Genomic DNA, 23,132 nt, shown 5'->3' with positions numbered 1-23,132 from the left:
GGGGCGCCCTTGCGCCGTGCCCACCCTTTTTTCGCAAATGAGACGAAAGTGGTGGGTACGCTTCGCTTTGCCCACCCCGCCAACGCTCGCTATAATCTGCGGAAAAAGGTCCGCCATGATCCACGTCTGTTCCCTCGCCGCCCTTCCCGAAACCGTCCGCCTCACCAAGGCCAGCCATGTGCTGACCGTGATGGCCAATGTCGAGCAGGTCGCGCGGCCGGTGTCGGTGCTGCCGGCCAACCATCTCAAGGTGTCGATGGACGACATCACCGAGGAGATGGACGGTTTCGTCGCGCCATCGGAAACGCATATCGAGCAGGTGCTGAGCTTCGTACGCAGCTGGGACCGCGACGCGCCGCTGGTGGTGCATTGCTATGCCGGCATCAGCCGCTCCACCGCGAGCGCCTTCGCCGCCGTATGCGCACTCAATCCGGATCGCGACGAGACCGAGATCGCAAAGAAGATCCGGGCGGCTTCCCCGATCGCCTCGCCGAACCGCCGCATCGTCGGCCTTGCCGACCGTGCGCTGGGGCGCAACGGCCGCATGCTGCGCGCGCTCGACGAGATGGGTCCGGGCGCGATGATGGTCGAGGGCCGCCCCTTCGTGATCGAGCTCGAATGACACCGGCGATCGCCATCGCATGAGCGAAAAGCTGCTGACGCCGATCGAGATCGGCCTGACTGCCGCGATCGTCGCGATCGAGAATCATGAGCCGCTGATCCTCACCGCGCGCGACAGTGACGGACTGGCCGGCCTGCCGTTCGGCCCGTTCGATGCGCCGAGCCATCGCACTTTCGAGATCGGCCTGCGGGCCTGGGTCGAGGAACAGACGGGCCTGCGGCTCGGCTATGTCGAACAGCTCTACACGTTCGGCGATCGCGGCCGGCATGCCGAGGCCGGCGACACCGGCGCGCACATGGTGTCGATCGGCTATCTCGCACTGACGCGCGCCATCGGCGGCGAACTCGCAGACACGAGTGCGAGCTTCGCGCCGTGGTATGGCTTTCTACCCTGGGAGGACCGGCGCGAGGGGCCGCCGGCGATCATCGCGCGCGACATCATTCCCGCATTGACCGAGTGGGCCGAAGAGGAGACGCCGGAGACGACGCGCGCATTGCCGCGCAAGGATCGCGTGCGGTTCTATTTCGGTCTCGACGGCGCATCATGGGACGAGGAGCGCGTGCTCGACCGCTACGAGCTCCTGTACGAGGCCGGGCTGGTCGAGGAAGCACGGCGCGACGGCCGCCCTGCGGCATTAGCGCGCAAGGCGCTGTCCGCGCTCGGCACATCCATGCGCTTCGACCACCGCCGGATTCTTGCGACAGCGATCGCGCGACTGCGTGCAAAACTGAAGTATCGTCCTGTGGTCTTTGAACTTTTGCCCGCCGAGTTCACACTTACCGAATTGCAGTATACGGTGGAGGCGATCTCCGGCCGACACCTGCACAAACAAAATTTCCGCCGCCTGGTCGAAATGGAAGCCCTGGTCGAACCGACCGGGGTGATGTCGACACAGACGGGCGGACGTCCGGCGGCGCTTTACCGCTTCCGTCGCGACGTGCTCCAGGAGCGGCCCGCGCCGGGCTTGCGCGTACGCTCCCGGCGCTAACCCGAGATATGCGTGATCGGCCCCTGCCCGCCGATTGCCTGGAGGCTTTATGTCTGACGGCCCGTTTGACGTCTTCGCGCTGATCATTGCGATCATCGCTTTCATCATCGCGATCAAGGCCTCCAGCCAGACGGCTGAGCTGCGACGACGGCTGAGCTCGCTCGAAGAGACGTTCCACGCGCAACGGCCCGTGCAGCCGCCGCGTATCCCGGCAGATGTGTGGGCTGAAGCGTCCGCGACGACTTCCACAGCGCCGCCGCCGCTTGTGCCCCAAGCCGAGGCGGAAGCCGAGGCGCCGCCCCTGCTCGCCACGGAGGACGTTTCACCGCCCCCGCTCGAAGCGAGCACCGAGGCCGACGCGACGCCGCCGCTGCCCGCACCCGCGCCCGGCTTCGAGGAACGGCTCGGCACGCGCTGGGTGGTGTGGATCGGCGGCCTTGCGCTCGCGCTCGGCGGCTTCTTCATGGTGCGCTATTCGATCGAGGCCGGCCTCGTCGGCCCCGGCGTGCGCGTGTTCCTTGGCGGCGTGTTCGCGCTTGCGCTGCTTGGCGCCGGCGAATGGTCGCGGCGCAAGGAGAGCATCTCCAGCATCGCCGCGCTGCCGATCGCCAACATTCCCGCGATCCTCACCGCGGCCGGTACGGCGGTGGCATTTGCGACCATCTACGCGGCTTACGCGCTCTATGGCTTCCTCGTCCCCGCGACCGCCTTCGTGCTGCTCGGCCTCGTCGCGCTCGGCACGCTGGCCGCGGCGCTTCTGCACGGGCCCGCACTTGCGGGCCTCGGCGTGGTCGGCGCGTTCGTGACGCCGATCCTCGTCTCCAGCGGCAAACCGGACTATTGGGCGCTCTACATCTATCTCGCCATCGTCACCGCCGCGAGTTTTGGTCTCGCGCGTATCCGGCTGTGGCGCTGGCTTGCGGTCACTACCATCGCCTTTGCCGTGCTCTGGATCTTTCCAGGTCTCGACACCAGCGACTTGCAGGTCGCGCCGCACGCTTTCCATGTGATTGCAGGCTTCATTCTTGCCGCTCTTCTCGTCGTCTGCGGCTTCATGTTCGGCCCGACGATCGAGGACGGTGAGATCGAGCCGGTCTCGTCGGGATCGCTCGGTGCCTATCTGTTCGGCGCGATGCTGATCGTGCTGTCGAGCGCGCATGCGGACCTGGCGCTGATCGCCTTCACGCTGCTCGTCGGCGCGACGCTGCTGGTCGCCTGGCGGGCGCCGGCGGCCACCGGCGCGCTCGGCGCGGCCGCCGCGACCGTCTTCGTCGTGTTCGCCGAATGGGCGGTGCGCGCCAATCCCGACATGCTGGTGCTGCCGGGCGGCCCCATGGCCGGCATCGCACCGACGGCGATCGATAGCGCCGTGACGCTGCATCTGGTGATGGCGGCGATCTTCGCCGCCGGCTTCGGCATCGCGGGCTTCCTCGCGCAGGGACGTTCGAACTCGGCGATCATTCCGGTGGTGTGGTCGGTCGCGGGTGTCGCGACGCCGATCGCGATCCTGGTCGCGCTCTACGCACGCATCGCGCATCTCGACCGCTCGATCCCGTTCGCCATTCTCGCGGTGCTGCTCGCCGCCGCCTTTGGCGCTGCCACCGAAGCGCTTGCGCGCCGCGAGACCCGGCCGGGCGCCATGATCTCCACGGCCTTGTTCGCGACCGGCACGCTCGGTGCGCTGGCACTGGCGCTGACGTTTGCGCTGGAGAAGGGCTGGCTCACGATCGCACTGGCACTGATGTCGCTCGGCACCGCCTGGATCTCGATGCAGCGGCCGATCCCGTTCCTGCGCTGGCTGGCCGCGATCTTCGCAGGCCTGGTCACCGCACGTATCGGCTATGATCCACGCATCGTCGGCGACGCCGTCGGAACCACGCCCATCTTCAACTGGCTGTTGTGGGGCTACGGCCTGCCGGCGGCATCGTTCTGGGCGGCGAGCCTGTTCCTGCGCCGCCGCGCCGACGACGCCCCTCTGCGCATGGTCGAGAGCGCCGCGATCCTGTTCACCGCGCTGCTCGCCTTCATGGAGATCCGCCATTTTGCGACCGGCGGCAACATGACGTCAGCACCATCGCTGCTCGAATTCGCCCTCCAAGTCTGCATCACGCTCGCCATGGCGATCGGACTAGAGCGCCTGCGGCTGCGCAGCCGCAGCGTCGTGCACAATGTCGGCGCGGTCGTGCTCACGGCCATCGGCGGGCTCATCAGCGTGTTCGGCCTCTTGATCCTGGAGAACCCGCTGCTGTGGCGCACCGATGTCGGCGGCGCCGTGTTCAACCTGCTGCTGCTCGGCTACGCGCTGCCGGCGGTACTGATGCTGTTGCTGTCCTATGCCGTGGCCGGCGGACGCGGCAAGGCTTACGCCAACACGATTGCGGGCGGCGCGCTGCTGTTCGCGCTTGCCTATGTCACGCTGGAGATCCGCCGCTTCTATCATGGCCCAATCCTCTCCACCGGGGCGACGACGGGCGCCGAGCAATATACCTATTCGATCGGCTGGCTCGGCTTCGGCGTGGTGCTGCTCGGCGTCGGCATTCTCGTCAATTCCGAGCGGGCGCGACTGGCGTCGGCCGTCGTGATCGCGCTGACGATCCTGAAGGCTTTCGTCATCGACATGTCGACGCTGACGGGCGTCTACCGCGCGCTGTCCTTCATGTGCCTCGGCATCGTGCTGGTCGCGATCGGCTGGCTCTACCAGCGCATCCTGTTCCGGCGGCAGGTCGCACCGCCGCCGGCTCCGCAAACGAGCACTTGAGGGTCAGGCCGCGCGAACCGATTCCAGGAATTGCGCGACTTCGACCTTGAGACGGGTGCTGTCGGTCGCCAGCGATTTCGCCGCCGACAGCACCTCGGTCGATGCCTCGCCGGTCTCGATCGCACCGCGCTGCACGTCGGTGATGTTCGACGAGACCTCCTGCGTGCCGACCGAGGCCTGCTGCACGTTGCGCGAGATTTCCTGCGTCGCCGCGCCCTGCTCCTCGACGGCGGCGGCGATGGCCGCAGCCACCTCGGACAGCCGCTCGATGGTGCCGCCGATCTCCTGGATGGCACTGACCGATTCCTGCGTCGCCGCCTGGATGCCCGAGACCTGCGCCCCGATCTCGCCGGTGGCTTTTGCAGTCTGCTCGGCCAGCGCCTTGACCTCGGAGGCGACGACCGCGAAGCCGCGGCCCGCCTCGCCGGCACGCGCGGCCTCGATGGTCGCGTTCAGCGCCAGCAGATTGGTCTGGCCTGCGATGGTGTTGATGAGCTCGACGACGTCGCCGATGCGGGACGCCGCCTGCGACAGCGCGTTGACGCGGTCGTTGGTCCGCGTCGCCTGCTCGACGGCCTCCGCCGCCATTCGCGCTGAATCCTGCACGCGGCGGCTGATCTCGGTGATGGAGGACGACAGCTCCTCCGAAGCCGATGCCACCGCCTGGACGTTTGTCGAGGCTTCCTCGGAGGCGGCTGCGACGACGGTCGCGAGTTCCTGTCCGCGCTGCGCGGTGTTGGTCAGCGTCGAGGCGGAGGCCTCGAGCTCGGTCGAGGCCGAAGACACGGTGCCGACGACCTCGCCGATCATGGCTTCGAACTTGCGGGTGATGGCGTCGACGCGGCGGCCGCGCTCGATCTTGGCTTCGGCGTCGCGCGCAGCGGCCTCGTCGGCGGCCTTCTTGGCGATCAGCGCCTCCTTGAAGATCTGCAGCGCATCCGCCATCGAGCCGATCTCGGTGCGCTCGCCGCGATGCGGCACCTCGGCCGAGAGGTCACCTTCGCCGAGCGACTGCATCGGGCGGATGATCGAGGCAATGCCACGAGAAACGTCGCGCACGAGATAATAGGCGGCTCCGATCGCGATCACGACCGAGAACACGATGATGCCGACCAGCACGCGGAAGATCATGGCGTAGCTGTCGGCGGCCTGCTTGGTCTCCAGCTCGGCACCGCGATTGTTCATCTCGATGCCCTTCTGAAGCAGCGGGTCGGCGGCCTGCGCCATCTTCGCGACCTTGGTCTGCAACAGCTCGTTGGCGTCGGTCGGGAAGCGGCCGACATTCTTGCGCGACAGCGCCATCACGTCCTGCACGCCGTTCAGATACTCGGCCCACGCCGTGCTCCATTGCCCATAGAGCGAGCGCTCCTCGGCGGTGGTGATCAGCGGCTCATAGACCTTGCGCGTCTGGTCGATCCGCGCCCGCAGCGAGGCGAGGCGCTTCTCGGCGGCGTCCTTGCCCTCGGCGGTGTCCTGCATCAGATGCAGGCGCAGCGCGACGCGCAGCTCGTTGATGTCGGCGCGAAGCGAGCCGAGCGCGCGCACGCTGGGCAGCCAGCTCTCCGCGATCTCGATAGTATGGGAATTGATGTTCTGCATGGTGCCGATCGCCGTCACGCCGACACCGGCGAGCGAAAGGACGAGGACCGACAGCACGGCCAGAAGCTTGAAGACGATGGACAATTTCGACATCACGACAAATCCCGATGTTACCTAGCAACGCGCAAATTGTCTGCGCCGCAAATCACCACGACGGTGGCGAGACGGAGGTCAGTTCAACAATGCTGGCTGGTTCTTATCCCGTGAGATTGCACCCATAGTTGCAAGCAGGCGTTAACAGGGAGCTACGTAAAATTACGGGACAAGCCTGATAGTCGCTATTTCTCCTGCAACCATCCGTTGCACCTGCGCAGCGCCCTCATGCCGCGACGCGAGCGCGCCCGCTTGCGCCGCAACATGCGAGGCGGCCGCCGCTACGCCGCCCGTACCGATTCCAGGAAACGCGCGACTTCGCTCTTGAGCCGGTTGCTCTCCTGCGACAGCGATTGCGCAGCCGAATGCACCTGCGCCGAGGCAGCCCCGGTTTCGCCTGCCCCGCGCTGGACGTCGCCGATATTCGCCGAGACTTCGGAAGTGCCATTCGCGGCGTGCTGGATGTTGCGGGAGATCTCCTGCGTAGCGGCGCCCTGCTCCTCGACCGCGGCGGCGATGGTCGACGAGATCTCCGACATCCGCGCGATGGTATCGCCGATCTCCTTTATCGCACCGGCTGAGTCTTGCGTTGCGTTTTGGATCGCACCTATGTGCTGGCTGATCTCGCCGGTGGCCTTCGCAGTCTGCTCGGCGAGCGCCTTCACTTCGGTCGCGACCACCGCAAAACCCTTGCCGGCTTCGCCCGCCCGCGCCGCCTCGATCGTTGCATTCAACGCCAGCAGATTGGTCTGGCTGGCGATGGTGTTGATCAGCTCGACCACGTCGCCAATGCGGGAGGCGGCCTTGGTCAGCTCGGCGACGCGCGCATTGGTGCGCTGGGCCTGCTCGACGGCGACATCGGCGACACGCGCCGATTCTTGCACCTGACGGCTGATCTCGGAGATCGAGGAGGTCATTTCCTCGCTCGCTGAAGACACCGACTGCACGTTTGCGGAGGCCTCTTCGGAGGCGGCCGCCACGACGGTAGCAAGCCCGTTGCCGCGCTCGGCGGCCTGCGTCAGCGTGTTCGAGGACGCCTCCAGCTCGGTTGCAGCCGACGAGACAGTATCGATGATCTCGCCAACCGCGCCTTCGAAATTATCGGCAAGCCGGCGCATGTCGGCCTTGCGCTGCTGGCGCCCGCGCGCCTCGGCTTCGATCTGCTCGGTGCGCAGCCGCTCCGCCTCCGCCATGTTGGTCCTGAACACCTCGACGGCACCAGCCATCTCGCCGATCTCGTCCTTGCGCCCGATGCCGGGAACGGAAATCGAAAGCTCGCCGCGCGCAAGCCGCGTCATCGCACCGACCATGCCGGCAAGCGCCTTCGAGATCGAACGCCCCAGAAGGAAGCCGACCGCGGCGAGCACGACGACGGTAATGGCGAAGGCGACCATCATCCACATGCGCACGGCATCGCGGGTCGCAGCCTCTGCAGCTTCGGCCTTCTTGTAGAGTCCTTCGACTGTATTGCGCACCTCGACCATACCCGGCTCGAGCTCGCGGAAGATCTTCATCATGCTGGCGTCAAGGGCTGCGCTCTGCTGTGCAGTGTCGGCCCACGCCGTGAACTCGGACTGGTATTTCTGCAGCTTGGCCGTGATGTCGTTCATCACAGCCGTAGGAACTGCGACGACCTCTATCGCCTTGGAGAATTCGACCGCCGCCTTCTTCATCTCGGCGATGTATTTTTGGTCGCGCCGCAGCATGAAGTCCTTCTCATGCCGGCGCATCATCAGCATCCAGCTCGTGGTCCTGGGATCGTCGATCTCCTTGAGCTTGGCTTCGATGTCGTGCACCGCGGCGCGGAGCGAGCCGGACAGGCCCAGCGTCTCGTTCAGGCCGAGCCGGGTCTCCGCGGCAACCAATTTTCCGAAGTCCGACGCGTATCGCTTGAAGCCGTCCTGGGCCTGCTTCATCCGTTCGGAGAGCGCGCTCATGCCGCCGGCCGCCATCAGACGCTCGACCTCCTCGAAATCGCGGTTGATCGGCCCGATCAACTCCGCGTGCGCCTTGGCGTAGCTCTCGTTGCGGCGCTGCTGAAAGTTCTTCTCGTTGCGGCGCGCCTCCAGCATCTCGATCGAGAGCTGCTTGTCGAGATCGGCAATCGCACGAGCCCGGTTGGCGACGGCGCGGGAGGCGTCCTGGGAGAGGCTGCCAATCTGATAGATCGCGCCGAAGGCGACGAGACCCAACAATCCGAACAGTCCGATCGCCATGACCTTATGGGTGAGGCGAATGGAAGGGCCACTCATGGGATGTGCTCCAATACGATCGATACGCAATACAAGCAGGGCGACTCAGCGCCCGGAATATTGCGGAGATCATGACTGCATCGGTTTTCCGGAAGGTTAACCGTGCGCGGTCTCCGTCGCGTCTCCGCGATATTCACGCGCGCAAATGCCGCGCCTCTACGCGCGGGGGTTGCAGTTCTCTCAGGACATGCCGCGTCAGGCTGCGCGCACGGTGTCGAGGAATTTGCCGACCTCGAGCTTGAGGCGATTGCTGTCGCCCGACAGCGACTGCGCCGCCGCCAGCACCTGCGAGGATGCCGAGCCGGTTTCGCCTGCACCGCGCTGCACGTCGGTGATGTTGGACGAGACCTGATGGGTGCCTTCGGCCGCCTGCTGCACGTTGCGGGAAATCTCCTGCGTCGCCGCGCCCTGCTCCTCGACGGCCGCCGCGATCGTGGACGATATCTCGGACAGCTTTTCGATGGTGTTGCTGATCGCGCTGATCGCGCTGACCGAGTCCTGCGTTGCCGCCTGGATACCCGAAATCTGCTGGCCGATCTCGCCGGTCGCCTTCGCGGTCTGCTCGGCGAGCGCCTTCACTTCGGAAGCCACCACGGCAAAGCCGCGACCGGCCTCGCCGGCGCGTGCCGCCTCGATGGTGGCATTGAGCGCCAGCAGGTTGGTCTGGCCGGCGATGGTGTTGATCAACTCGACCACGTCGCCAATGCGAGCCGCCGCCTTGGACAATTCGCCGACACGATCGGTCGTGGTTCGGGCCTGGGTAACCGCCTCGCTCGCGACCCGCGCCGATTCCTGCACCTGCCGGCTGATCTCGGTGATCGAGGACGACAGCTCTTCGGTCGCAGAGGCAACCGACTGCACATTGGTCGACGCCTCCTCGGAGGCCGCGGCCACAACTATCGTCAGTTCCTGTGCCCGCTCCGCCGTCGAGGTCAGCGTCGAGGCCGAAGCCTCGAGCTCCGTCGCGGCCGAGGAGACGGTGTCGACGATCTCGCCGACGGCGCCTTCGAAACTGTCGGCAAGCCTGCGCATGTCCGCCTTGCGCTGCTCGGCCGCCATCTGGTCCTGCCGCATCTTGGCTTCCGCTTCCTCGCGCGCCTTCTGCTCCGACACGATCTTGAATTTCTCGACGGCCGCGGCGACGCCGCCGACCTCGTCCTTGCGGCCGAGACCCGGCAGGACAACAGAGAAGTCACCGCCAGCGAGCTTGTCCATGGCAACTGTGAGCGCGCGGATCGGCCGGGCGATGGTCAGGAAGGACATCAGCCACGAACCTATGAGGACGAGCACGGCGCACGCGCCGACCACCATGCCGAGACGCTCGCTCGCGGCCATCTCCTGTGTCGCGGCAGCGATTTCTTCCTCGCTTTTATGCTTGGCGAAATCGGCAATCTCGCTGGTCAAATTATCCAGTTGCGTAGCGAGCGGCAGCGTCACCTCGCGGACATGGCGCGCGCCTTCCTCGGAAATCTTGGCGGCGCGGGCGGGGTCCGTGGCCGCCACGGCAATGGCCTCGCTGCGAACTGAGGCGTTCTGCTGCGCGCCCTTCAGGTAATCGGCTGACGTAGACTTGAGCTTCTCCATCCGCGCGCGATTTTCCGGGGAGTGCGTCAATCTGAGCATGGAATCGACGACGCCGTTCAGCGCTTTCGACCGCTCAAGCAGAGTCTCGCTCGCCTTTTGCAAGTCACCCTGATTGTTGGCAAGACGCATGTCCCGTACAGCGAGCTGCATGCCGCGTATCCCAAGCTTGGCTTCGGTGGCCTCGCGCACCAATTCCTGCTGCGCAATCGCTGCTTGGTTGGAATGACGCACGGTGTTGTTGCCGATGACCTGGCTCGCGATCATGGCGCCGACGAGAATAACGCCGAACGCCGAAGCGAGCGCGAGCTTGGTACCGATTTGCAGATTCTGGATGAGTTTCGACATGGGCGCGTTTCCCGGGGATTACGCGGCCAAGTCATTGTCGGCCGCCCTCGGCGTTGATCGCCCTTGCCTAAAAACTGAGCCTCAGGTGTGGTGATCCGGTTAACGACCGCCCCCGGACAAATACCGGACTCGCCAGAAATCCCTTGAAATACGGCACGGTCCGCGCGCTTAACAGGTTAACCACACGCGGCGGTAGGATGCCCGATTTCTAGCCAGTGCGACCGAGGGCCTTCTGGCTCTCGCCGATCAGGCTGATCCGGAACACCGGCTCCTTGTTCTCGTCGAGCAGCTCCATGCGCCATTCGGCGTTCTGCTTCAGGCCGCGCGAGATGCCGCCGAGCAAATTGGCACAGACTTCGGTCATCTCGGTCCAGGCCGCAGCGCGATCCTCGAACTCATATGGCTGGTCGGCAGCACCGGAATAGCGGCCGGTGCTGATACGGAAGAAGTACAGCGACATCGTTGAACCCTTTGATCGGGCCGCGCCCCCCGGCCGTACGCAAACTGGGGCGCGAACAGCTACCAACGCATGAAAGCCGCCGTCCGTATGACTACGGCGCGGCGGCTTCGTGTCTGATGACAGCCATCAACGGTAAAGTGCGCGGAGTGTCCCGCGCAGCCAACTCACTGGGTCGAGCGGCGCAGCTCCAGCGGAGCGTCGTCCCTGGCGGGCTCTGATTTGGCTTGCGGCTTCACCGGCTCGAGCCGGCTGCTCTCGACGCGCGGGGTCTCGACACGCGCGGCGACTTCGGTGTTGGGCGTGCCGACCGAACCCGTGTGTTCCGAAGTGCGCAGCGAGCGCGGCCGCGCGACAGCGCGCGCCATCAGCATCTGGTTGCCGCCCTGGTGATGGAAGTCGCAATAGGCGAAGCCCATTCCCGACACCGAGCCGCGGAAACTGCGATCGTCGGTCTTTTCAAGGTTGAAACAGGGCTCGAACGGAATGCCCTTGATCGAGGCGCAGACGTTCTGGCCGCGGATCTGAAGCGTGTTGCCGGGCAGGCGGAGATGTTTCACCGGACCTGCACCCGAGAACTGCACGGCGCCGGCGGCGCCGAGGTCGTCCATGATGCGGCCCGCGCCCCGGGTGCCGTCAAAGCAGGTGAAAGCAAACACCTTCCCCGCGACGAAGCGGCGCGCCTCATCGGCGTTCATGCTTCCAGCAATGGCCGGCGCAAACGTCGCTACCGCCGTGACCGCCCCCAACACAATACGCGCAAGCATGCTCAACTCCGAACCAACCCCGCAGCGGGCTATGCCTTATCTCTTTACCCGCTGCTTACCATACTAACCATGGCGACATTGAAGCAGCATGGTTGGTAAAGTCTGAACGCCGTTAGACAATTTTTACCACCGTGCGACCGCGGACCTGGCCGGCCAGGATTTTAGCGCCCCACTCCGGAACGTCGGAAAGCGGAATTTCGTGAGTAATTTCAGCTAGTTTCGTCCGATCCAGATCGGACGCCAGGCGTTGCCAGGCGGCTTTCCGCGGCTCGATCGGGCACATCACGGAATCGATGCCGAGAAGGCACACCCCGCGCAAAATGAAGGGTGCGACGGAAGACGGCAGGTCCATGCCGCCGGCCAAGCCGCAGGCGGCGATCGCGCCGCCATACTTCGTCATCGACAGGAGATTTGCGAGCGTGGTCGAGCCGACGCTATCGACGCCACCCGCCCAGCGCTCCCTGGCAATGGGCTTGGCGGCCGCCGACAATTCGTTGCGGTCGATCACCTCAGTCGCGCCGATCTCTTTCAGATAGTCCGCTTCGGACGCACGGCCGGTGGAGGCGATGACGTGATAGCCGAGCTTCGAGAGCACGGCGGTTGCGACCGAGCCGACGCCACCCGCCGCGCCCGTCACCACGACCGGACCGCTCTTCGGCGACAGTCCGTGCTTTTCCAGTGCCAGCACGGACAGCATCGCGGTGAAGCCGGCGGTGCCGATCGCCATGGCGTCGCGCGCGGACAGGCCCTGCGGAAGAGCGACCAGCCAGTCGCCTTTCACCCGCGCCTTCTCGGCATAGGCTCCGAGATGGGTTTCGCCCATGCCCCAGCCGGTGCAGACGACCTTGTCGCCCGCCTTCCATTGCGGATGCGAGGACTGCTCGACCGTGCCGGCGAAATCGATGCCCGCAATCATCGGGAAACGGCGCACTACCGGCGCCTTGCCGGTGAGCGCGAGGCCGTCCTTGTAGTTCAACGTCGACCATTCCACGCGGACGGTGACGTCGCCCTCCATCAGCTCGGCTTCGTCGAACTGCGTGAGCTGCGCGGTGGTGCCCCTGTCCGCCTTGTCGATCCGGATCGCCTTGAAAGTGGCCACAGCAAAACTCCCTGACTTGTTTCAGGGGATGTTTAGCCGATCAGGCAGGCTGCGCAACCGCCCGCTGGACCGGTTTCTCCACGATCGGAAGATTGATCAGCGCCGAGAGCACGCCGAACAGGATCGAGAGCCACCAGATCGGCGTGTAGGAACCGAACCGCTCGAACACGATGCCGCCGAGCCAGACGCCGAGGAAGCCGCCGACCTGATGGCTGACGAAGGCGAAGCCATAGAGGGTGGCGAACCAGCGCGTGCCGAACATGATCGCGACCAGCGCCGAGGTCGGCGGCACGGTCGACAGCCAGGTCAGGCCGGAGACCGCTCCGAACGCAATCGCCGAGAACGGCGTGATCGGGAACGAGATGAAGGCAAGCGTCGCAAGCGCGCGGGTGAAATAGATGGTCGAGAGGATGTAGCGCTTGGGCAGGCTGTTCTGGAGATAGCCGACGCTCAGCGATCCCATGATGTTGAACAAGCCGATCGCCGCGATCACCCAACCGCCGATTTGCGTGGAGATGCCGCTATCGACCAGGAAGGCCGGCAAATGCACCGTGATAAAGGCAAGCTGGAAGCCGCAAGTGAAGAAGCCGAGGACAAGCAGCACGTAGGAGCGATGGCCGAAGGCTTCCGCGAGTGCTTTGGTGAAGGTCTGTTGGTCCGCAGGCGCCGCGTTTGCCGTGCTTGCGACCGGCGGCGTCGAGAGCGCCAGCGCCAGCGGGATGATCAGCAGCATCAGGAAACCGAACACGGTGAGCGCCTGCTGCCAGCCGAAATTGTCGATCAAGGCCACACCGATCGGCGCGAACAGGAACTGCCCGAACGATCCCGCCGCAGTGCCGGCGCCGAGCGCAAGGCCGCGCTTCTCGGCCGGCAAGAGCTTGGTGAACGCCGAGAGCACCAGATTGAACGAGCAGCCGGCGAGACCGAAGCCGACCATGACGCCGGCGCCGATGTTCAGCGACAGCGGAGTCGAGGAATAGCGCATCAGGAGCAAGCCGCCGGCATAGAGCAGAGCGCCGACGCACATCACCCGGAACAGGCCGAAGCGATCGGCGACCGCGCCGGCGACGGGCTGGCCCAATCCCCACAGCAAATTCTGAAACGCGATCGCGAGCCCGAACACGTCGCGGCCCCAGGCATATTCATGGCTCATCGGCTGCACGAAGAAGCCGAGCGCCGAGCGCGGGCCGAAGCCGAGCATCCCGATCGCGCAGCCGCAGAGAATGATGATCGCCGGCGTGCGCCAGGTGGAGGAACGGGAGACCGAACCGAGCTCGCCAATTTGTGCCGACATGCTGTTCCTCGTGCGTCGTCGCGGATTCGCAAATGGCAGCCGCGAGCCAGCTCGTTTAATGCATCTGCATGAAAATCCCAAGTCAAAAACGATTGCATCCCGCGAAGGGCTGGCGCGGGAGCATTGCATTTTCCTCGCGGCGTCAGCCGACGCGCCGGGAGCCCGACCTGACGGAGCCGGGGCTTCGACTTGACGGAAATGTGTGCGGCAAGATCTGGCGGCTCGCCGCGCGGCGTGTTATCTACGATTTACTCAAGCTGAGCATATTTGATAGTCCACCGGGCCCTCGCCCGGATTTCTCAGGCTCTATATATGCTCATAATGAGTATAAACTACATGCACGGGAGGCTTGGATGCCGCTAACTGGAATTTACGGTCCCGACGATTTTGCCAACCGGCCCCAGGGCCACGTCATCACCACGGCACGGGCCGAGCAGGCGCGAACCGGACCTTCGCTGCCGATGCCTTCGCTGGAATGGACTCCGGAGGTCGAGCGAGCCACCGCAGCGCTTTACGAGCGCGTGAAACACGTCATCCCGCCGATCGAATGGCCGCTGATGGCCCCGACGATCAAGGCCATCAACGAGCTGAAGCAGACGCGGGGCGCGGTGATCCTCGCGCACAATTACCAGGCGCCGGAGATCTTCCACTGCGTCGCCGACATAGGCGGTGATTCGCTCCAGCTCGCGGTCGAAGCCACCAGGGTGAAGGCCGGCACCATCGTCCAGTGCGGCGTGCACTTCATGGCGGAGACGTCGAAACTGCTCAATCCGGACAAGACGGTGCTGATTCCCGATACGCGCGCCGGCTGCTCGCTCGCCGCCAGCATCACCGGCGCCGACGTTCGCCTGCTCCGCGAAAAATTTCCCGGCGTGCCTGTCGTTGCCTATGTCAACACCTCCGCGGAGGTGAAGGCCGAGGTCGATATCTGCTGCACCTCGTCGAACGCGGTGCAGGTGGTCGAGAGCCTCGGCGTGCCGAGTGTGATCTTCCTGCCGGACCGATATCTCGCCACTTACGTGGCCTCGAAGACCGACGTGAAGATCATCGCCTGGAAGGGTGCGTGCGAGGTGCACGAGCGTTTCACTGGCGCCGAGCTGCGCAGCTACCGCGAGGCCGATCCCTCCGTGCAGATCATCGCCCATCCCGAATGCCCACCGGACGTGCTGGCCGAGGCCGACTTCACCGGCTCGACCGCGCACATGATCAACTGGGTGCGCGAGCGGCGGCCGCGGCGGCTGGTGATGATCACGGAATGCTCGATGGCCGACAATGTGCGCGCCGAGCTGCCGGATGTGGAAATGCTGCGCCCCTGCAACATCTGCCCGCACATGAAGCGCATCACGCTCGCCAACATTCTGGAGAGCCTGCTGACGCTTCGTGAGGAAGTGACGATCGATCCCGCACTTGCGAAACGTGCAAGGCGCTCGGTCGAGCGGATGATCAATCTGAAGAACTAGCGACACACATCCGTCGTCCCGGCGAAGGCCGGGACCCATAACCACCGAACGCCGTCGTTGCAAAGGACAGCGTCAAACAGCTGAGCCAAACAACAGCTACTGCGACGTATGGGTCCCGGCCCCCCGTGCGCAATTGCGCACTAGGCCGGGACGACGGCGAGAGCTTGGAGAAAGCTATGACAACAAATACCATCCACGACTTCCCCCGCTCCGACGACGTCATCATCGTCGGCGGCGGCCTTGCGGGATTGTTTTGCGCGCTCAAGCTCGCGCCGCGGCCCGTGACATTGATCTCGGCCGCGCCGCTCGGACAGGGCGCGTCGTCCGCATGGGCGCAAGGCGGCATCGCCGCGGCAATGGCTGAAGGCGATACGCCGGAGGCGCACGCCGCGGACACGATCGCGGTCGGCGGCGGCATCGTCGACGAAGCGGTCGCGCTCGGCATCGCACGGGAAGCCGCGCCGCGGATTCACGATCTTCTCGCCTACGGCGTGCCGTTCGACCGCGATCCCGAAGGCCGGCTCGCAGTCGGGCGCGAAGCCGCACATTCGGCGCGCCGCATCGTGCATGTGCGCGGTGATGGCGCGGGCGCCGCCATCATCGCGGCGCTGAGCGATGCCGTGCGGCGCGCGCAGTCGATCCGGCTGATCGAAGGCTTCGTCGCCGAAGCGCTGTTGACCGGGGATGGCGCCGTCACCGGCCTACAATTGCGCCAAACCGGCGAGGCCGCAGCACGCCCGATCCTGCTCGCTGCGCGGACGGTGGTGCTCGCGACGGGCGGCATCGGCCATCTCTATGCCGTCACCACCAATCCGCGCGAGGCCAGCGGATCCGGCCTTGCGATCGCCGCACGCGCCGGCGCGGTGATCGCAGATCCCGAGTTCGTGCAATTTCACCCGACCGCCATCATGGTCGGTCGCGATCCCGCGCCGCTCGCCACCGAAGCGTTGCGCGGTGAAGGCGCGACGCTGATCAACGGCCGTGGCGAGCGTTTCATGGCGGCGCGCCATCCGCTCGCCGAGCTCGCTCCGCGCGACATCGTGGCCCGCGGCGTGTTCGCGGAGATTTCGGCGGGGCGCGGCGCCTTCCTCGATGCGCGGCAGGCGCTGGGCGCACGTTTTGCCGACAAATTCCCGACCGTTCATGCAAGCTGCATCGCCGCCGGCATCGATCCCGCCACGCAGGCCATCCCGATCGCACCGGCGGCGCACTATCACATGGGCGGCATCGCGGTCGACGATCGCGGCCGCAGCTCGATCGACGGGCTCTGGGCCGGCGGCGAAGTCTCGTCCACCGGCGCGCATGGCGCGAACCGGCTGGCGTCGAATTCGCTGCTGGAGGCCGTGGTCTACGCCGCGCGCATCGCCGACGACATCGCCGGCCGCGCCATTCCCTCGCCCGCCCGCCTTGCGGACGTGACGACGCCGCGGGGCGGCGCGCCGGATGCTGCGGCCGTGAAGCGGCTGCGGATGCTGATGAGCACGCATGTCGGCGTGATCCGCGATGGTGACGGGCTTGCGGACGCGGTTCGCAGCTTCGCCGCGCTCGAGCGCGAGGCCACGAGCATTGCGGTCCGCAACATGGCAACGGCAGCCCTGCTCGTGGCGGCGTCGGCCTCGAACCGGTGCGAGAGCCGCGGCGCGCATTTCCGCTCCGACCATTCCGCGGACGTTCCCGCCCTCGCGCAACGCACCATGACCACGCTCGCAGCAGTGCGCGAGATCGCGGACAGCCTGACCGAACGCCCGAAACCACGAACCGCGCAACCCTTGACCGTCTGACGGAGTCTTCCCATGATCACCCCGACCTCTCTGCAATATCCCGACGCCTTCCTCTCCCCGCTCGCGATCGATGAGGCCGTGCTCCGCGCGCTTGGCGAGGATCTCGGCCGCGCCGGCGACATCACCTCCCTTGCGACGATTCCCGAGGCAACGAAGGCGCAAGCGATCCTGGTCGCACGCCAATCCGGCGTGATCGCCGGCTTGCTGCTGGCGCTCGCCACCTTGCAAAAGCTTTCGCCAGACATCGAGGTACGCGCACATGTTCGCGACGCCGCGCGCGTCGCCCGCGGACAGCAGGTGCTGACGATCTCGGGGCCGGCACGCGCCATCCTCACGGCGGAGCGGACCGCGCTGAACTTCGTCGGCCGCATGTCGGGCGTTGCGACGCTCACGGCGGACTATGTTGCGCGCACCGAGGGCACCCGGATGCGAATCTGCTGCACGCGAAAGACCACGCCTGGGCTGCGCGCGTTGGAGAAATACGCGGTACGCTGCGGTGGCGGCTTCAATCACCGCTTCGGGCTCGACGACGCGATCCTGATCAAGGACAACCACATCGCGGTCGCCGGCGGCATCCGCCCGGTGCTGGAGCGCGCCCGCGCCCATGCCGGCCATCTCGTCAAGATCGAGATCGAGGTCGACACGCTTCCGCAGTTGCGCGAGGTGCTCGACACCGGCCTTGCCGATGCCGCGCTGCTCGACAACATGGACATTGCGACGCTGCGCGAAGCCGTTGGGATCAACGAGGGACGCCTCGAGCTGGAGGCATCTGGCGGTGTCACCCTGGACTCGATCCCAGCCATCGCGGCGACCGGCGTCGACTACGCCTCAGCCGGCGCGCTGACGCATTCGGCGCCGAATTTCGACTGCGCGTTGGATATCGAGGCGTGAGGTCGGTCTTACCTCTCCGTCATGGCCGGGCTTGTCCCGGCCACCCACGCCTTGCGACTCGGTGCAAAGAACGTGGATGCCCGGGACAAGCCCGGGCATGACGAATTCTTGTGAACGCCTACCTTCGTTCGCTTACGCCCATCTCGGCGGAGCTCTTGGCTTCCTGGGTGAGCTCGGCGGAGAGCGCGGCGGTCTGCGCGGGGGTGCCCCAGCTCGGTTCCTCGCTGCCGTCGCCCCAGGCGCGCGGGCGATAGAAGGTGTGGACGCCGGTCTTGTACATCTTCTTCATCTCGGCGACCCAGGACGGGCGCACCCAATAGGCGTGGTAGTGCGTGGACTTGCCGACCTCGGCTAGCCAGATCTGGCCGTCGAGCATGGCCTTCGAGATCTTTTTCGCACGCTCCCACATCTCGGGCTCGCGGATCACGTCGGCATTGTTGTCGCAGGCGAAGGTGAACTGGCAGGCGAGATGGCGGTGCTTGTTCTGATAGACGGCGCCGCACACCGTGTCCGGATATTTTCCGGAGAACACGCGGTTCATCACCACCTGCGCAACCGCCATCTGGCCGCGCACGGCCTCGCCGCGAGACTCGAAATAGACGGCTTCCGCGAGGCATTTTTCGGACTTCGCGCGCGACTTGTCGTCGAGTGCGAGCCGCTCCGCCGGCGATCTGGCGCGCTGGTTGTCGACGTTGACCTCACCCTTCGGCGCGACGCTCTCGCCGCTTTCGATATCCCTCGCAATATCCACCGACGGCGGCGACAGCGAGGCCGTCACCTTCATGTCGGGGTCGGGCATCACGATCAGCGGCTCCGCACCAGGTTGCCAGCTCTCGATGCTCTCGACATTGCCGCCGAGCGAGGAGCTGCCGAAGAACAGGTTCGAGGTTTTGACGCGGAATGGATCGCGCGGCGGTGCAGCCGGAATGGTGGCCTGCTTCAGCGCTTCGAGCGGCTGGAGCGCGAGCGAGCGCGCAGCGTCGCTGGCTTGTGGCGCATTGGTGTATTGCGGCAACGGCGGCGCGCGCAGCGCTTCCGCGAGTTCGGGGTCGAGCACGGCCGCGGACTCCGGCGACATCGCCTGTGGCAAAGCGACAGTCTTGGCGCCGAACACCGAGCTGTTCGACGTCGCGGGATCTTCCTGCGTCGGCGCTGCCGTCGGCGCGCCCGCTTCGGGAGCCTGCGTCGGTATGACCGTTGCGAGGCGATCACCCTTCATGGAGCGATCGACCTTGGGAAAATCGGCGGCCTGGTAGCGCGGCGGCGCCTGAAGCGCCGGATTGCGGCTGATCCCGCCGGTGACGTCGCGGCCGTCGAGGCTCGCGAGGCGAACCATCGCGCTCTGCGGCGCCGAAGTGCCGATCGGCCGGGAAAAACTGTAAGTGGCGAGCTGGATGGAGGACGCAGCAGAGAACACCTGCCTCTGCCAACGCTCCGCGACGCCGGGTTGGCGCGCCAGCAGCGAGGCAATGTCCTGATAGCCGGTCTCTCTCGGCATCAATGCGAAGATGCAGAGACCGATGCCGAAGGACGCGAACCGCGCGCCCTTCGGATGGGTACGCAACAAAAACATCGATACGCTCACGCTACGCTTACGCTAGAAAAATCGAGCCGCAGTACATCCGTGCAATTCGATCTTTATCGTGAGTATCTAATTTAGGTTGCCGGGGCGTTAATCGGCGTTGCGCATGCGGCACACGCAAGCAATCGCAGGTGTTTTCACGGGGTGACGATGCGCCTTGGTAAATGCGCCCTCACGCGACGGGGTAAACAATTGGTCAACGCGAATGGTGAAGGAACCCTTGCGCGCACGTATCGCTACGGGCCGCGCGGTTCGGTTCCATCGTCACATCAACAACCGCTGTCATGCCCCGCGAAGGCGGGCATCCAGTACGCCGAGGCTTCTGCGTTCAAGCACTGACGTCTCGGCGTACTGGATCGCCCGGTCGAGCCGGGCGATGACAGCGAGTGTGTGGTGGTCGCGATGACGGTGTGGCGAGAGCATCGCTTCAAATGACAGAGGCGGGGTTTTGCCCCGCCTCTTTCGCTCTCAACATTTCAACTCGTCGCTTATGCCTGGCTCGCGACCGCCTTGCCGAGCGCGGCTTGCGCGGCGGCGAGGCGAGCGATCGGGACGCGGTAGGGCGAGCAGGAGACGTAGTCGAGACCGATCGCGTGGCAGAAGGCGACGGAGGCGGGATCGCCGCCGTGCTCGCCGCAGATGCCGACCTTCAGCGAGGCGCGCGTCTTACGACCCCGTGCGACGCCGATCTTGACGAGCTCGCCGACGCCTTCCTGGTCGAGCGCGACGAAGGGATCGATCGGCAGGATGCCCTTGGACACGTAGGTCCCGAGGAAGCTCGCGGCATCGTCACGGCTGATGCCGTACGTCGTCTGCGTGAGGTCGTTGGTACCGAACGAGAAGAACTCGGCGCTCTCCGCAATCTCGGCCGCGAGCAGGCAGGCGCGCGGCAGCTCGATCATGGTTCCGACCTGATAGGTCAGCTTGGTGTTGGTGTCGCGCATCACTGCCTTCGCGGTGGAATCGATGCGCGCCTTGACGAGGTCGAGCTCCATCTTGGTGGCGATCAGCGGCACCATTACCTCAAGGCCGACGGCCTTGCCGGTGCGCTTCTCGGCCTCGACCGCCGCTTCGAAGATCGCACGCGCCTGCATCTCGGCGATCTCGGGATAGGCGATCGCGATACGGCAGCCGCGGAAGCCGAGCATCGGATTGAATTCCGAGAGCTCGCGCGCACGGTCGGCCAGGCGTCGCGGGTCGGTGTTCATGGCGCGTGCCACTTCCTCGACCTCGGCATGGGTGTGCGGCAGGAACTCGTGCAACGGCGGGTCAAGCAAGCGGATCGTGACGGGCAGGCCCTTCATGATCTCGAACAGCTCGACGAAGTCGGCGCGCTGCATCGGCAGCAGCTTTGCCAGCGCAGCGCGTCGCGACTGCTCGTCCTCGGAGAGGATCATCTCGCGCACCGTGCGGATGCGCGTCTCCTCGAAGAACATGTGCTCGGTACGGCAGAGGCCGATGCCTTCCGCGCCGAACTTGATCGCGGTGTGCGCGTCCTCCGGCGTGTCAGCGTTGACGCGCACCCCGATCTTGCGGACCTGGTCGGCCCATTTCATCAGCGTGCCGAACTCGCCGGACAGCTCGGGCTCGATCATCGGCATGCGGCCGGCGAGCACCTGGCCTAGCGAGCCGTCGATGGTGATGACGTCGCCAGTCTTGAAGGTGCGCGAGCCGATGCTCATGGTACCGCGGCCGTAATCGACGCGGATGGTGCCGCAGCCGGAGACGCAGGGCTTGCCCATGCCGCGCGCGACCACCGCAGCATGCGAGGTCATGCCGCCGCGGGTGGTCAAGATGCCTTCGGCGGCGTGCATGCCGTGGATATCTTCGGGGCTGGTCTCGATCCGGACCAGAATCACCTTGCGGCCGTCGGCCTGAAGCTTGGCCGCTTCGTCCGAGGAGAACACGATCTCGCCGGAGGCCGCACCCGGCGAGGCCGGCAGGCCGGTCGCGATCACGTCGCGCTTGGCGTTGGGGTCGATGGTCGGATGCAGCAGCTGGTCGAGCGAGGCGGGGTCGATCCGCGTCACCGCTTCCTTCTTGGTGATCAGGCCTTCATTGGCGAGTTCGACCGCGATGCGCAGCGCCGCTTTCGCGGTGCGCTTGCCGCCGCGGGTCTGCAGCATCCAGAGCTTGCCTTGCTCGACCGTGAACTCCATGTCCTGCATGTCGCGGTAGTGCTTCTCGAGCAGCGTGTAGATCCGCGTCAGCTCCTTGAATGCCTCCGGCATCGCCGATTCCATCGACGCCTTGTCGGAGCCCGAGTCCTTGCGCGCTTCCTCGGTGATGTCCTGCGGCGTGCGGATGCCCGCGACCACGTCCTCGCCTTGCGCATTGATCAGGAACTCGCCGTAGAGCTTGCTCTCGCCGGTCGAGGGATTGCGCGTGAAGGCAACGCCGGTCGCCGAGGTCTCGCCCATGTTGCCGAACACCATGGCCTGCACGTTGACCGCGGTGCCCCAGGATTCCGGAATGTCGTGCAGCCTGCGGTAGGTCACCGCGCGGGCGTTCATCCAGGATGAAAACACCGCGCCAATCGCGCCCCAGAGCTGGTCGTGCGGATCCTGCGGAAAATCCTTGCCGGTTTCGCGCGCGACCGCGTCCTTGTACTTGCCGACCAGATCGACCCAGTCGTCGGCGGTGAGATCCGTGTCGAGCGTGTAGCCCTGGCTGTCCTTGAAGGTGTCGAGGATTTCCTCGAAATGATGATGCTCAAAGCCGAGCACCACGTCCGAATACATGGTGATGAAGCGGCGATAGCTGTCATAGGCGAAGCGGCGATCGCCGGACAGTTCCGACAGCGCTTCCACCGTCTCGTCGTTGAGGCCGAGATTGAGCACCGTGTCCATCATGCCCGGCATCGAGGCGCGGCCGCCGGAACGCACGGAGACGAGCAGCGGGTTCCTGGAATCGCCGAAGATCTTGCCGGTCAACTTGCCGACATGGTCGAGCGCCTTCTCAACCTGCGACTTCAATTCCTTCGGGTAGGACTTGTCGTGCGCATAGAAGTAGGTGCAGACCGAGGTCGGAATGGTGAAGCCCGGAGGCACCGGCAGGCCGAGATTGGCCATCTCGGCGAGGTTGGCGCCCTTGCCGCCGAGCAGGTCGCGCATCTCCGCTTTGCCTTCGGCCTTGCCGTCCCCGAAGGTGAACACCCACTTGCCGGCCTTGGCCGCAACAGGCGCAGCCTTGGTTAGGGCAGCCTTGCTCGGTGCCGACTTCACGGCGACCTTCGGCGCAACCGGCTTCGTCGGTGCCTTTGCAACAGCCTTGGAAATAGCCTTGGCGGCAGGCTTCACAGCCGGCTTGGCAGCAGCCTTGGCAACCGGCTTAACAGCGGCTTTGGCCATCGGCTTCGGAGCGCGCTTGGCAAGTGCCTTGCGGGCCGCCGGCGCGGCTTTCGCCTTGGCGGAGGACTTTGATTTCGCTGGCATTTTCGCTGGAGTTTTCGAGGCGGCTTTGGCCATAGCTTGCACACAACCTGCGAGAGGAATGGGTAATTGCGGGCCTTACACCACTTTGGGCAGGTCCGCGCAAGTCGGAGAGTTCCGTAGAATGAA

General features: G+C 65.6%; 15 protein-coding genes. 6 read left to right on the top strand and 9 right to left on the bottom strand.

The window, feature by feature from the left end; translation table 11 throughout:
• Window positions 1-115: 115 nt before the first annotated feature.
• Genes AC0L27_RS15865 through AC0L27_RS15855 form a run of 3 tightly spaced genes read left to right on the top strand, consistent with a single transcriptional unit; the run spans window position 116 to window position 4,368 of the window.
• Window positions 116-622, top strand: coding sequence for a tyrosine phosphatase family protein (locus AC0L27_RS15865; protein ID WP_275171628.1), 507 nt, complete (start codon window positions 116-118; stop codon window positions 620-622).
• Window positions 623-641: 19 nt separating this feature from the next.
• Window positions 642-1,610: an NUDIX hydrolase gene (locus AC0L27_RS15860; protein WP_354209074.1), complete on the top strand. Its 969-nt coding sequence runs from the start codon at window positions 642-644 to the stop codon at window positions 1,608-1,610.
• 49 nt (window positions 1,611-1,659) lie between these two features.
• Window positions 1,660-4,368: a DUF2339 domain-containing protein gene (locus AC0L27_RS15855; protein WP_354209075.1), complete on the top strand. Its 2,709-nt coding sequence runs from the start codon at window positions 1,660-1,662 to the stop codon at window positions 4,366-4,368.
• Between the two features lie 3 nt (window positions 4,369-4,371).
• Here the strand turns inward: AC0L27_RS15855 and AC0L27_RS15850 are convergent, their stop codons facing one another.
• The 7 genes from AC0L27_RS15850 to AC0L27_RS15820 form a co-directional block, all read right to left on the bottom strand.
• Window positions 4,372-6,060 carry a methyl-accepting chemotaxis protein gene (locus AC0L27_RS15850; RefSeq protein WP_275171622.1) on the bottom strand — a complete coding sequence of 563 codons (1,689 nt, stop codon included), beginning with the start codon at window positions 6,058-6,060 and terminating at the stop codon, window positions 4,372-4,374.
• A 281-nt stretch (window positions 6,061-6,341) separates the two neighbouring features.
• Window positions 6,342-8,312: a methyl-accepting chemotaxis protein gene (locus tag AC0L27_RS15845; protein WP_354209076.1), complete on the bottom strand. Its 1,971-nt coding sequence runs from the start codon at window positions 8,310-8,312 to the stop codon at window positions 6,342-6,344.
• Window positions 8,313-8,507: 195 nt separating this feature from the next.
• A complete protein-coding gene (locus AC0L27_RS15840; protein WP_354057173.1) occupies window positions 8,508-10,241 on the bottom strand; it encodes a methyl-accepting chemotaxis protein in 1,734 nt (577 codons plus the stop codon).
• 208 nt (window positions 10,242-10,449) lie between these two features.
• Window positions 10,450-10,701: a DUF6894 family protein gene (locus AC0L27_RS15835; protein ID WP_247298960.1), complete on the bottom strand. Its 252-nt coding sequence runs from the start codon at window positions 10,699-10,701 to the stop codon at window positions 10,450-10,452.
• Window positions 10,702-10,865: 164 nt separating this feature from the next.
• Window positions 10,866-11,465: a hypothetical protein gene (locus AC0L27_RS15830; protein ID WP_275171616.1), complete on the bottom strand. Its 600-nt coding sequence runs from the start codon at window positions 11,463-11,465 to the stop codon at window positions 10,866-10,868.
• A gap of 112 nt (window positions 11,466-11,577) precedes the next feature.
• Window positions 11,578-12,564: an acrylyl-CoA reductase (NADPH) gene (acuI, locus tag AC0L27_RS15825; RefSeq protein WP_354209078.1), complete on the bottom strand. Its 987-nt coding sequence runs from the start codon at window positions 12,562-12,564 to the stop codon at window positions 11,578-11,580.
• 40 nt (window positions 12,565-12,604) lie between these two features.
• The gene (locus AC0L27_RS15820; protein ID WP_354209079.1) at window positions 12,605-13,858 is read right to left on the bottom strand and encodes an MFS transporter; all 1,254 of its coding nucleotides are present in this window, start codon (window positions 13,856-13,858) and stop codon (window positions 12,605-12,607) included.
• 353 nt (window positions 13,859-14,211) lie between these two features.
• Here AC0L27_RS15820 and nadA point away from each other — a divergent pair, with 353 nt between their 5' ends.
• The 3 genes from nadA to nadC all read left to right on the top strand — a co-directional run bounded on the left by nadA (window position 14,212) and on the right by nadC (window position 17,990).
• Window positions 14,212-15,318, top strand: a complete 1,107-nt coding sequence (gene nadA, locus AC0L27_RS15815) for a quinolinate synthase NadA (RefSeq protein ID WP_354209080.1) — start codon at window positions 14,212-14,214, stop codon at window positions 15,316-15,318.
• Window positions 15,319-15,494: 176 nt separating this feature from the next.
• A complete protein-coding gene (locus AC0L27_RS15810) occupies window positions 15,495-17,099 on the top strand; it encodes an L-aspartate oxidase (RefSeq protein WP_354209081.1) in 1,605 nt (534 codons plus the stop codon).
• A gap of 12 nt (window positions 17,100-17,111) precedes the next feature.
• Entirely contained in the window at window positions 17,112-17,990 is an 879-nt protein-coding gene (gene nadC, locus AC0L27_RS15805; RefSeq protein ID WP_354209082.1) for a carboxylating nicotinate-nucleotide diphosphorylase, read from the top strand.
• Window positions 17,991-18,108: 118 nt separating this feature from the next.
• Here the strand turns inward: nadC and AC0L27_RS15800 are convergent, their stop codons facing one another.
• Both AC0L27_RS15800 and ppdK read right to left on the bottom strand, forming a co-directional pair.
• Window positions 18,109-19,563, bottom strand: coding sequence for a cell wall hydrolase (locus AC0L27_RS15800; protein ID WP_354209083.1), 1,455 nt, complete (start codon window positions 19,561-19,563; stop codon window positions 18,109-18,111).
• Window positions 19,564-20,060: 497 nt separating this feature from the next.
• Complete coding sequence (gene ppdK / locus AC0L27_RS15795) at window positions 20,061-23,039, bottom strand: pyruvate, phosphate dikinase (RefSeq protein WP_354209084.1); 2,979 nt, start codon at window positions 23,037-23,039, stop codon at window positions 20,061-20,063.
• Between the last annotated feature and the right edge of the window lie 93 nt (window positions 23,040-23,132).

The organism is Bradyrhizobium sp. Ken51, assembly GCF_055807435.1.
This window is presented reverse-complemented; position numbering and strand designations above follow the sequence as displayed.